12 protein-coding genes and 1 tRNA gene are annotated in these 11,885 nt (G+C 58.9%); 1 reads left to right on the top strand and 12 read right to left on the bottom strand.

Annotated features, from left to right (window positions below):
- Nucleotides 1–104 precede the first annotated feature (104 nt).
- The 12 genes from VJU77_18115 to VJU77_18060 all read right to left on the bottom strand — a co-directional run bounded on the left by VJU77_18115 (nt 105) and on the right by VJU77_18060 (nt 11,702).
- Nucleotides 105–368 (bottom strand): GlsB/YeaQ/YmgE family stress response membrane protein, encoded by a 264-nt coding sequence (locus tag VJU77_18115; GenBank protein ID HKP05270.1) that lies wholly within the window; start codon nt 366–368, stop codon nt 105–107.
- A gap of 149 nt (nt 369–517) precedes the next feature.
- Nucleotides 518–2,110 (bottom strand): phosphoglycerate dehydrogenase, encoded by a 1,593-nt coding sequence (serA, locus tag VJU77_18110; protein HKP05269.1) that lies wholly within the window; start codon nt 2,108–2,110, stop codon nt 518–520.
- A gap of 12 nt (nt 2,111–2,122) precedes the next feature.
- Nucleotides 2,123–3,760, bottom strand: a complete 1,638-nt coding sequence (locus tag VJU77_18105) for a hypothetical protein (protein ID HKP05268.1) — start codon at nt 3,758–3,760, stop codon at nt 2,123–2,125.
- Between the two features lie 168 nt (nt 3,761–3,928).
- A complete protein-coding gene (locus tag VJU77_18100; protein ID HKP05267.1) occupies nt 3,929–4,696 on the bottom strand; it encodes a class I SAM-dependent methyltransferase in 768 nt (255 codons plus the stop codon).
- A gap of 98 nt (nt 4,697–4,794) precedes the next feature.
- A complete protein-coding gene (locus VJU77_18095) occupies nt 4,795–5,598 on the bottom strand; it encodes a hypothetical protein (GenBank protein HKP05266.1) in 804 nt (267 codons plus the stop codon).
- Nucleotides 5,599–5,712: 114 nt separating this feature from the next.
- Nucleotides 5,713–6,489 (bottom strand): LytTR family DNA-binding domain-containing protein, encoded by a 777-nt coding sequence (locus VJU77_18090; GenBank protein ID HKP05265.1) that lies wholly within the window; start codon nt 6,487–6,489, stop codon nt 5,713–5,715.
- Complete coding sequence (locus tag VJU77_18085) at nt 6,482–7,600, bottom strand: histidine kinase (GenBank protein ID HKP05264.1); 1,119 nt, start codon at nt 7,598–7,600, stop codon at nt 6,482–6,484. The genes VJU77_18090 and VJU77_18085 overlap by 8 nt, the downstream gene beginning before the upstream one ends.
- Before the next feature lie 109 nt (nt 7,601–7,709).
- Nucleotides 7,710–8,288 (bottom strand): hypothetical protein, encoded by a 579-nt coding sequence (locus VJU77_18080; GenBank protein HKP05263.1) that lies wholly within the window; start codon nt 8,286–8,288, stop codon nt 7,710–7,712.
- Nucleotides 8,289–8,416: 128 nt separating this feature from the next.
- Nucleotides 8,417–8,487: transfer RNA gene (locus VJU77_18075), tRNA-Gly, on the bottom strand.
- Nucleotides 8,488–8,538: 51 nt separating this feature from the next.
- Nucleotides 8,539–9,123 (bottom strand): prepilin-type N-terminal cleavage/methylation domain-containing protein, encoded by a 585-nt coding sequence (locus VJU77_18070; GenBank protein ID HKP05262.1) that lies wholly within the window; start codon nt 9,121–9,123, stop codon nt 8,539–8,541.
- A complete protein-coding gene (locus tag VJU77_18065) occupies nt 9,120–10,487 on the bottom strand; it encodes a DUF2851 family protein (GenBank protein HKP05261.1) in 1,368 nt (455 codons plus the stop codon). Before VJU77_18065 ends, VJU77_18070 begins: the two co-directional genes overlap by 4 nt.
- A 162-nt stretch (nt 10,488–10,649) precedes the next feature.
- Nucleotides 10,650–11,702 (bottom strand): DUF4126 domain-containing protein, encoded by a 1,053-nt coding sequence (locus VJU77_18060; GenBank protein HKP05260.1) that lies wholly within the window; start codon nt 11,700–11,702, stop codon nt 10,650–10,652.
- Nucleotides 11,703–11,746: 44 nt separating this feature from the next.
- On the opposite strand from VJU77_18060, the gene VJU77_18055 reads away from it, so the two are divergent.
- The gene (locus tag VJU77_18055) at nt 11,747–11,875 is read left to right on the top strand and encodes a hypothetical protein (GenBank protein ID HKP05259.1); all 129 of its coding nucleotides are present in this window, start codon (nt 11,747–11,749) and stop codon (nt 11,873–11,875) included.
- Nucleotides 11,876–11,885: the final 10 nt, after the last annotated feature.

The following is an 11,885-nucleotide window of genomic DNA, read 5'->3' as shown; positions in this document are numbered from 1 at the left end:
CGCCAATCGCTTTTCGCAAAGGTAGGGTCGGCGCGTTGCGCCGACCGCCAACGTTGGTTCTACAGGCCGCGGACGCCGCAGTGCGGCGTCCCTACGACATTGAATCAGCTGCGTCGCCCGGCGATCAACCGATAGAGCAACAGGAGCAGCATCGCGCCGACGATCGACATGATCCAATGCGCCATGTAGTTCTCGTTGCCGGAAACCATTCGCCCAATCCAGGTGCCGACAAAAGCGCCGGCGACGCCGAGGAGCATGGTAATGATGCAACCGCCCGGATCCTTCCCCGGCATCAGTAACTTCGCGATGAAGCCGATGACGAGCCCTGCAAACAACATCCAAATAATCGAGTGAGAGCCGAAGTCCATAATCACTAGTTTGGCGACCGCGCCGACCTGCGGTCAATCCTGAAATCTCCTGATTTTGCTCTTGCTCATACTCTTACACTTGCTCTTGCCGGAATCCGCGACGCGCTTTTGGCAAGAGCAAGAGCAAGAGCAAGAGTGGGGAGGGGAAGCTACAACTCAATTACCTGCGCGGATCGGATGTCTTCGCTGGCGCGGATCTTTTCGAGCAAAACGTCATCGGGCGCGGTGTCGAGATTGAGCACGGTCAACGCCGTGCCGCCCGCCTGGTTCCGGCTCAGCGACATGGTCGCGATGTTGACTCCATGGTCTCCGAGCATTGTCCCAATTCGGCCCACGATTCCGGGGCGATCCGTGTTTTCCAGGACCAGGACCACGCCGTGAGGACGCGCCTCGACGTGGCGGCTGTTTACATTCACAATCCTCGGCGTCGCTCCGAAAAAGGCCCCGGCCACGGAAACGGTTTTTCCTTCGGCCACAGCGGAAAGCTCGAGCAGATCGGTGTAATCGCCGGCCGCGCTCAAACGCGTTTCAGTGATTTTCAGGCCGAGACTCTCGGCAAACGCCGGCGCGTTGACTTCGTTGATCTCGCTGCCGCCGGCGCCTTGCAAAAACCCCTTCAGGACGGAGCGCGTGATCGCGGTGGTATCGACTTCGTTTACTTTTCCGCTGTAGTTGATGTTCAGGCTTTCGACTCGTTTCGGCGCCAGCTGGGAAAGGAAGCGCGCCAGCTTTTCCCCGAAGCGCAGGTGTGGGCCGACGACCGCCAGCGTCTTGGCATCCAGGTTCGGCATGTTCACCGCGTTGCGGATCGTTCCTTCGAGCAGGGCGGCGCGGATGGATTGTGCGATTTCGATACCGACGCTTTCCTGCGCCTCGGCCGTGGAAGCGCCCAGGTGCGGAGTCAGAATGAGGGTCGGCAACTCACGCAGCGGCGAATCCAGCGGCAACGGCTCCGTTTCAAAAACGTCGAGCGCGGCGGCCGCCACCTGCCCTGACCGCAAGGCTTCCCCGAGCGCGGTTTCATCGACGAGGCCGCCCCGGGCACAGTTGATTATGCGGACGCCGCGCTTCGTTTTGGCCAGCCGGGCGTGGTCGAGGAGATGGTGCGTCTCCGGCGTCAACGGAGTGTGGAGGGTGATGAAGTCGGCGATCGCGAGCAAATCATCGAGTTCCTCGACCAGTTCTACCTGCAGGGTCCGGGCGCGCGTGGCGGAGAGATACGGGTCGTAGGCGGCAACGCGCATGCCAAAGGCAATGGCGCGCCGGCTCAGCTCGCTGCCGATCCGCCCCATCCCGACGATCCCGAGGACCTTGTTGAAAAGCTCCACGCCCTCGAGGTTTTTTCGGTCCCATTTTCCGCCGCGCAGCTGCGAATCAGCCTGCGGAATTTTTCGAGCGGCGCAAAGCAGGAGCGAGAACGCATGTTCGGCGGTCGAGATGGTGTTCCCGCCGGGCGCATTCATCACGATAACGCCGCGCCGGGTAGCGGCCTCGACGTCCACATTGTCAATGCCGACCCCGGCGCGCCCGACCACCCGCAGCCGCGTCCCCGCGTTCACGATCCGGGCGGTGATTTTCGTCTGGCTGCGGACGACGACTCCGCTGAATTCCGGAATTATTTCGATCAGGGCCGCTTCGCTCAATCCGGTCTGGACGGAGACGTCGAGCGCGCCATCGCGCCTCATCTCTTCGATCCCGCGTTGGGAAATCGAATCCGCAATCAGAACTTTCGGCGCCGTCATTTCAGTCGAATCCTAGAGAGCGTTCCGGTTCCGGCAAAGCGCGATCGCAAGGTGGATCAGGAGAATGAAAAAACACGAAGCCAATGGCATCACCGGGAACAGGTAACGCTCGTAGCCGCCCATCCACCAGGTAGCCTGAAGGAAGGCAAAGAATACAACCCGGGCGGCGATCGTCGTTCCGAGGAGGATAAGAATCGTCACAAGCGGATCACTCAGGCGCCATCGCCGGAACAGGGCGATTACAACGGCGAGCGCGGCAAGGCTCGCCCAGCTCAGTGCGATAACGAGATAAACGTAGTTAGCACCGATAAAGTTCTGGGTCGCGACGGCCAACCGGGCCGACAACGTGTCCGGTATTACGACGACGTTTGTTTCCGGATGGAAAGAGGGCTGCGGCTGGGGCTGACGAAAAACCATTTCCTGATAAAGGCTGTCCATCCACGGGACCATGTTGGTGTCCCCCCGGGCCATGAGCTTCTGATGCCGAAACAGGAACAGCTTCCCCATGTTTAGAATTGATTCGGGCAAAAATTGAATTCGAGAGAGCGCTCCGGGATCGAGAAAACTCGAAAGCACGAAGCGGCTCGGAATTCGGCCTTCGTCGCAAGCGCGATTTATCTCGCGGGCGACCTTGCGATAAAAACCTCTCGCGGTGAGCGGATCTCGATAATAACCGGCTTTCGCGGTCACGTTTCGGAGCGCCCACATAAACCAGGGCCCGTACTCACGGATGCCCAGGGTATCGAAGACAGGGTCCGTCCATCCACGCCCGGGCCCCTCTTCAAAATAGGGTTTAAGCTCCGCAAAGGTCGGACTAACTTCGTAAGCCATCTTCAGCGCGTCGGTTTTGACCGCGATGTAACGCATCGATTCCCCCGGATTGATCCGAAGCAACGCTTTGAAAGCAGATTCAAACGTGGTCGAACTCATGTCGGATTTCGCGAAACTCCCGAACGCGGCGTGATTGGCCGAGTACACCGCCGCCAGCAACAAAAGGAGAGTGCCGGCCAGGACAGTGACGCGCTTCAACCAGAAAACAAAATGCGTCCCGCGGTTGGGTGCGGTTCGTCGCTGAAGCAGGGCCAGAACGAGAATAACCGCCAGAATAACCGGGATGAGGAAACTTTCTTCGCGCGTATTCCAGAGGACGGCGTAGGCGACGCCGGTCCAGGCGGCATGGCCCCATTTCGCGGTCAAGAGCGTTAAAAGCGAGCCTCCCAACGCGAGCGGAAGAATGGCCGTGTAGAAACTATCGCTCATGCTGCGGTTGTTGAAGGTGAGCGCGGCTGGGTGAAGGATCATGGCGGCGAAAATAAACAGGCAGAGGGCCCGCGGCACGGCTGCTTTGCGAAGGGCGAGGATTAACACGGCGTATCCGGCCATTTGCATCAGCTCAATGCCGAGGCGGAGCGGGATCCCAAGAAAGTGAAGAACGGCGATAAAGAGCGGATAAGCACATGGCCTGACGAATGCAGTCCAACTGTAGGGCGTGCCCCAATACCAATGTTTGGCGGAGCCTACATACCAAAGCGCGTCGTACTCGCTGGAGTCCCCATACATTTCCTCCGTGTGCACCACCCAAAGTTTGAAGAGCACGAGGCCCAGCAGTCCAAGGAGGAGGCCGTAGCGTTGCCAGATCGAGCTTTCCATCGGGAAAGCGCGCGCGGAGGACGTGGAACTCTGAGGTTGATTGCGCGTAACTGACATCGATGCGCGCGACGTTAGCGCATCCCCTCCGCTCGCGGAAGGAAAGATCGGTCAGCTCTCCGATCCCTTTATAATCGCGAAGTCCAGGGCGATCGGAAAAATCCCAGCGCCTCAAAGCCAGATTAGGCCGCCTGAAAATCGGCGGGCCCGTTGGAGCACATAAAACACATATCCGTAGCTATTTTCCGAACATTCGAAAACTTCGATCTCCCGCAGGGTCTGGGCGGCGAAATCGCGGACCGAAGGATCTGAATGTTTGAGCAGCGCGCTGGCCCTGGGACGGAGAATTTCGTAATAGCCGTCGATCCAGGTTCGTCGCGGCAAGGTGTGAGTGGTAATCAATTTGTAACCTGATCCTTCCGCGGCCCTGATGTTCTCCTCGACCGTGTGCATAGCGGGATAGGCCGTCCGGAAGAATTCGTATACCGCCGGAGGCGCCGCGTGCGCATCAAGCCATGAGATTTCGCTCAAGACTGCGAAACCGCCCGGCGTTATGGCAGGCGCCCAGGCCGCCAGAGCATGGGAAAATCCGATGTTGTAGGCAGCGCCTTCCGACCAAAGCAGATCGATGTGATCGAAAGCTTGAGGAATATTCTTCATATTCATGCGACGAACCTGCACGAGGTGCCCGAGGTTTGCGGCCCCAGCCCGCCGCACCAGGTCGTTCAAGAAAAGCTGGGACGAATCGATCGCGTAAATCTGCGTCCCGAGTTCCCGAGCCAACACCAGCGTTTGCCGGCCTGAACCGCATCCCGCATCCACGACAACCCCGAACTGACGCTCCGGAAGCAAGCTGAGAACGTGGCGTGTATCGGCGTTGCTCCCCGGCCCTAGTTTCTCCATTCCTCCGAAGAGCAGGTCTACTGGATCGTGACTCATGTCCGGGCCGGAGTGAAACCCAGAACCTCGATCACCCCGAAAGGGTTGCTCAAGAGTTCTGGCCTCGGCGAGATCCGGCGCAGGGTGAATGACCGATTTCACTTGGGTTTGTTTTTCAACGCATCAATTTTCGGCAAAAGGATGTCGCGCACGTAGTGCCAGTAGGGGACAAGTTCGAGCGCGGCCCGCGCGTTAGCTTCCGCCTTTTCGATCTCAGGCGGGTTTTTAGATAATTGGGTGTAGGCGAGATTCATTAACAGCTCGGGCTTACCCCAGGCTGGCTCGAGCGGGTCTGCCGGAGCTTGGAGTGTGGAACAAACCACCAGGCCTCTTTCGTAATTCTCGATGACCTTGTCGATCCCTCCGCCTTTATAGACCGGTGTGTACCAAAGGATCGGGCCGCATACCCAGATGAGCCTCGGATTGTCAGGCGCCTGATCCTTCGCTTCCTTAACCAGAGGCATTATCTGAGCGACCAGTTCCTGCGCTCGCTCTTTTTCGTTTCGATGCAAATAGACGACGTGACCGAGGCACGAGATCAGGCCGACCTTTGCGTCCACAAAGCTCGAATCGACAGCCAGGGCCGCTTTGAATTCGTCCGCGCCGCTCAGGAACAGTTTCTCCATTTCACTTGGATCTACCGTCTCGTTGCCGGCGTTTATTCCATCTCGCCACCGTGCGAACCCGCGCCAGTAACGAATACGCGATGCGAGATCTTTGTCGTCGAGGAACGGAGTGAGTTGATCGTATTGTTGCTTGAGCGCGGACCGATTTCCTTCGTAATCGGAACGTTGAATCGCCGTGACAATCTCCGTTACCCTGTCGCGCGAGGTCTGGTCCGCTCGCAAAGCGGAGAGAAACGAGAGGGCGAAAAATAATGTTGCTGCCAGTTTTGTATTCATAAGACACCTCTTGGTTATGAGACGACGATATGGGCCGCCGCGGAATGGGCCTATGAGAATGACGTGAGCGGCGGCTACAATGTCGTGAACCGTTTAGAGGGGGGCGCGAACGAACTAGAGCGGCTTGCCCAGCAGCTCGAATAGCTTGTCCTTGTAGGTCCGGCTCAGGGTCAGCTTTGTCCCATCGCCCATCAAAACGGAGTGCTCTCCATTGAACAATGGCTGCATTTCCTTGATCCGCTCAACGTTCACGATCGCCGAGCGATGAATGCGGCGGAAGCGCTTCGGATCAAGCTGTGCTTCCATTCCCGAAAGAGTCTGCCTGACCATCTTCTTTCCTTTGGCAGTATGCAGATAGACATACTTGTCGTCCGCTTCGATCCACTCGATGTCATGAGTGTTGAGAAAAGTGATGCGGCCATCCGCCTTGATGATCAGACGATCCAGATGCTGTTGCTGAGCCTTAATGGTTTCAAGCAAGCTGCCGATCTGGACGCCTTCTTCGCCCGGGCGGCGAGTCCGAAGGCGCTCCCTCGCATGCTGCATCGCGGCTTTGAAGCGGACCTGGTCGAACGGTTTGAGAAGGTAATCCAAAGCGTGGAGCTCAAACGCCCGGATCGCATACGACTCGTAGGCGGTCGTAAAGATAACCTGCGGCATTTCCGCCGCCCCGAGGGTGTCGAGCACGGCAAAACCATCGAGCTCCGGCATCTGGATATCGAGAAAGAGAAGGTCCGGCTTTGTTTTTCGGATGGTCGCGACAGCTTCTTTGCCGTCGCTGCATTCAGCCAGGAGTTCGACGTCCGGTTCTTGTTTGAGGAAGCGCCGAATAAGCTTCCTGGCCAGCGGTTCGTCGTCTGCAACCAGAACTCTGAGCTTCGCGTTACTCATCGAAGTTCCCGTCGTCCTCCGCCTGGAAAGGAATCCGAATCCTAACGGTCAGTCCGCTGTCCGAGCCCCGGCCCGCTTCAAAGAGAGCGGTTGAGCCATAGAGTCCAGCGAGGCGCGCCCGCACATTCGCAAGGCCGAGACCGTGCCCATTACCTGGCGCGATTGTCGTGGCAGGTCCCGCGCCGGTGTCTCTGATTTCCAACTCGAGCAGATCGCCAGTTTGCCTGGCACTGATCGTGATCTGGCCGCGATCGCGGCGCGGAGCGATCGCGTGCTGAATGGCATTCTCGACCAGCGGCTGCAGAATCAGGTGCGGGACGCGCGCCGAAGTCGTGCCCGGCTCGACTAGGTACTCCACCTTGAGCCTGTCACCGAAGCGGACCTGCTCGATCTCCAGGTAACAACGGACGAATTCCATTTCCTGCTGCAGGGTGACCAATTGCTGGTCGGAATGGTCGAGAGTTAGCCGAAGAAAATCGCCCAGGCGCGCGATCATGCTGTTGGCCTTCGGAGGGTCATCGAGCACCAGGGAAGAGATCGAGTGCAGGGTATTGAACAGGAAATGCGGATGGATCTGCATTTTCAAGGCCTTGAGCTGGGCCTGGGCCAGCTGAGTCTTCGTCGCGGCCTGCTGCGATTCGATCGCGCGAAAATTCCGATAGTAGAGGAGAGCATGCACCGCGATCGAGATCAGGAGGGCGATGATCAGACCGATGTAGAAACCAAACCCGAAGTAGGCCCGGTAACAGTCGATGATAGCCGGGAAACGTTCTCTGAGGCGCGGCGACAGCGACCAGAAGATGGCGAGATGAATGGTCTGATGAATGGCGGAGAGCAGGACCAAAGCTCCGAAATGCGCCAGGAGCCTGCGAACCTGCAGCGGTCGCAGCTCGATCGTAAACCGGCGATCGAACCAAAAGATAAGGGGCGAAAACGCTCCCCAAAGATAGAATTGAATCAGGTTAAGCCGAAGCGCGTCGGCGAGTGAGAACGCCCGGTTCTCAATGATGCCGGCGGTGTACGACACCGCGGCAAAGGTAAGCCCCACGATGCTCCAACCAAGGAACAGCAGAGCTGCCACGCGCCAGGCCGAGTACGACCTAGCTTCCATAGTGGTAACCGCGCCTGTTCGGAGGACCTTCACCGGTTGGAAGATTGAGCGCCATTCCAACGCAGATCCGCGAACCCGTCAAAGAATTACGGCGCCAGAGAAACCGGTGTCATTTCGGGGGCGGCTGCGCTTGCGCGACAAGTGGCTTCAGAAACTCCAGGACCTGAGTGGCAGGCGCGCCTCCTTTTTGGGCGTGGACGATTAGCGGAATCTTGTGCGGTCCCGGCACGTGCACAATGCCCGGGAATGCAGCCACTGCCGCTTTCACGATGTCGAGCTTGCCGAGCATCGTCGCGGCAAAAATATCGAGCCGCGCATTGTGCTCGAGCAGGAAATCAGCGATGTCCCGGCGGCCCATGTGGGAAGCTCCACCCAGGGCCGTCTCGAAGTCGCCGTTCCCCCAGTCGATCGTGCTGTTGATCAGGGTCGGATCTTCCCCAAGCATCTTTTTCACGGCGGCCAGATTGCCGTGGCCCGCAATGACGAATCGTTTCACTCGCGCGCGCTCAAGCTGGGGATCGTGCTCGGGAAAATCCGGAACATTATCGGCCGATTCTGGAGTGCTCGCTGAAGCGGGAGTGGGGGATGCGACTCCGGGCTGCGACCGGGCATTACGCCCAAAGAGAAAGCCGGCCCCGGCAACCGCGCTCGTCATAAGAAAGCGCTTTCGAGTGAAAGAAATGCTCATGCTCCGAGATTACGCGGCTTGGATCGAAGCCGCTTCCCAAATGTCGCGAAACACCGTTTCACGGGCGCAAGGCGCCGAAACCGCGGAGTAACGCGGTGAAGCCGCCCTCATTAGCGGGGCCGCCAGAGAGCGGGTGAAGGGAATCGAACCCTCGTGTCCAGCTTGGGAAGCTGGCGTTCTACCATTGAACTACACCCGCAGAAGAATTTTCGATTGTCGATTTTCGAATGCCGATTTGCAAGCGGCAAAGTCACTGCCAGGAGATAACGTCGTCCGAGCCGGTGAACTTGCCGTTTCCGTTCGTGCCCAGCTTCGTGTCTTTCCCAAGCGACCAGGCGATGACCCCGGCCCGGATCGGATCTGATCCGGCGCCGCCAGACGAGCCGTACGGGTTCGCCAGCTGATTATCGTAGGTGCCGTCGATCGCGATTCGATAGGCCTGCCCCCACGGATCGTACCATTGGCCGTCGGAAACCCTGATTCCTGAGCGGGGCGCCGTCTGGTCTTTGGCGTCCGGAATATTGAGGAACACAATCTTTCGAGGATTAGCGGCGTCATTCAGGTTTGCCGTTCCTTTTGCGATGGCCCGAAGCGTATAGAAAATCTCGCTCGTATCCGCCATCGGGGTGTCGTCCACGGCCACCGGATACCTCCCGTATTCCGAGTAAAAGGCGTTCACCGCGACCACGATTTGGTTCAGGTCGCTTTTTGCCTGCGCTTTCTTCGCCTGGTTCTGCGCGGTTTGAAAAACGGGAAAGGCGCAGCTTATCAGCACCGCGATTATCGCGATGACGACGAGCAGTTCGATGACGGTGAAAGCGCGCTCGTTTTTCATTTCCATTTTTGCATTTGCTCCGGGAAAGGGCATTGGGCGCAATCGGAGTTGTCCTGCAAACAAAAATCCTCGTAGATCTGAAGCAAACCCTGCTGTTGCGCGATGGTTTTCGTGAAGCGTGGACGGCGGGGGTCGGCTCCAAAAAGCCGGGTTGCTCCGGTTTCCAGACGGCGGTTGGTCAGGCGCGCCCGAAGCTTTTGATAATCCGGCCAAATGTCGCAGCCTTCCGCGAGGAAGAGCGGGAGGAGAACATTGGCTAGAATCTCCGCGACGCGGGATTGGCCGACGATGGCCATTTCGGTTGGAACCGCGTCGGAGGTGAGCGTGTAATGAAAGTTCCAGAATGGGTGGCTCAGGTTCAGGAAAAAATTTTCGACGGTCGTCGCGTTTTTCCCGGCGATTGATTTGATCAAGGTGGGCCAGGAATGCGCGAGAAGAGCGAGGGCGCCGAGGCGGCGTTGAGGATGGTTTAGCGGCCGGGCGCCGCTCAGGCGCCAGAGTTTGCCGGGCAAGACGAGGCGCAGCATATCGTCGCGGTGCGGCCACCAGCGGTCCCAAAGTTGTCGCACGTAAGCGCGAGCGGCTTCGGGATAAACGCCGAGGTCGGGAGTCCCCAAAAAGCCGGCCAGGCCGAAGAGTATTGCCTCGATGTCGTCAGATTTTTTGCGCAGGAACGAGAGCGGCGCCCGCTGCGCCAGAAGCGCGAAGGCGAGCTTGTTGTTTTTATAACCAAGCGCCGACGCGATCTCCTGGAAGAGCGCGGCATCACGCCCGTGGCTTTCGACGATATTTTTGATCCGCGCCGCCTTCCGCTGAAGCCGGAATTGCGAAGCAGCAGTGAGAATGCTTTCGAGGCGTTCCTGGGGCAAATCCTTCAGGGGCGCCTGGCAACGGCCGGGTCGCGCCAGCGGCACATTCAGGGAGAATTTGTTGGGCAACAAGGCGGGATCGACCCGGACCTGCGGCACATTGCGATGCGAATTGGTGCGGGTGAAAAAGAGGCGTTCGCTCTGTTGCACGAAGACGTGGAGGATGGCGCCGTCGAACGCGGTGTTGGTGGAATGTCCATGCGTTTCCCAGCTGCGATCGGCGAGGTCGAATTCAATCGTGCCGCGAATCAGGTCGCCCTGGTTAATGCGAATGACCGCATCGGAAAAATCAGGGCCGGCTTCACGGTTCCAAGTCCCAAACTGGACGACCTCGATTTCGTCTCCGGCGACGGAGGAGAAGCGCCGCCCGAAATCGCCGGCGAACCAGCGGGCCTGCAGCTCGAGTTCGCTCGGCGTGCGAAGGGCGGGGAAAAGCACGCGTTCATGAACGCGCGCAGACTCACGGAGCTCGGCGTAGCGGCTGGCAAACTGCATCTGGGGGGATGACTGAGGGAAGTGTGGAAGAGGCCGCTCGTTTTGGCGATACGAAAATGGAACCTATTGGAGCCGGCCTGCCATCAGGCCGGGGAGAGAGCGTGAGATATCCTCTCGTCGAAGCGGCGGACGGCACGATGGCGTGCCGTCTCCATGGCCGCGCTAAACGTGGGCTACCGGTTCGGGCGCCCGCAGCTGATGAACCGGCGCGGACGTCTGCAACTTGTCCCGCAGATCTTCGGCAATGAGTTCGACCAACGACGCGCGCGAGCGAGTGAACAAGAAGGAATACTTCGGTCCGCGGCCTTCGCCGGGGACGATGACCAGGTTCTCCGACAGGAACTGCGGTTCGCGGGCGATGGTTGAGCCCTCGAGGTCGATCGTCTGGCAAAAGGCTTTCCAGTTCCGGCGCGCGACGAAAACAATCTTGTGCGGTTCTTCGTTGGTGGCGACGAGCGCGCCGAAAAGATTAGCGGGAATGCGCCGGCCGCGTCCGCTGATGCAAGGCACGGCCCAGGCGATGGTTTCACCGAGCAGGTTTTGTTTGCTAAAGATCGGCGCCAGGCGCGACGGCAACGCGATGGGCAGGGTCGAGGGTCGGTGGAAATCGGCCGCGGCGTTTAGTTTCGTGAGAGCCAGCCAGATCCTGGCCTTCATCGAGCGCAGAATTTTTGGCGCGAAATAAAGAAACGCGGCGATGGCGATCGCGAAAATGGAAAACGCCAGGACGGGATTGTAATGGATGAGCGCGAGGCCGCCGAACACGGCCACGTCTTCCGCAATGCTCAGACCGATATTGGAAAGCGGCTCGGGTGAACTGTTGGCGACGAGGCGCGACGATGCTTTTGCGCTGTGGGTGACCAGGCTGGTGGTGCCCGCGAGCAGGACGATCAGCACATCCATGAACGGCGAATGATGGCCGAGCACCTGGATGGCGAGTAACGCGCCGCCGATTGGCCGGATGATGGTGTGGACCGTGTCCCACGCGGAATCGACCCACGGGATTTTGTCGGCGAAGAATTCCAGCAAATAAAGAATCCCGGCGATGGTGATGATCCACGGCTCTCCCAGGACGGCGAGTGACTGGTATTGGGGGGAGAGCGTGATCCAGTGAAAGTGGATGGCGAGACCGGAGACGAAAACGGTCAGGTAAAGATTGAGGCCGGCGAGGCAGGCGAGACCGAGCGCGATGCTCAGGAGGTTCAACTTATCCACGGCGCAATATCAGACCGGGGTTTCGCTTGTCATGTTCAATCCTCGTGCTCCTCCTCGTCCTCGTAATCGTCCTCGTCCTCGACGCAGCGGAGATGGAGCACGAGGACGAGAACGAGTACGAGGACGAGGAGCGATGGTCGTGCGACAAAGTTGCGCGAGAGCGTGCCCGCTGATATGCCAAGC

It is taken from the genome of Chthoniobacterales bacterium, assembly GCA_035274845.1.
Classification (GTDB): Bacteria; Verrucomicrobiota; Verrucomicrobiia; order Chthoniobacterales; family UBA10450; genus AV80.
Note: the sequence above shows the minus strand (reverse complement) of the source record. Positions and strands in the feature narration are given on the sequence as shown.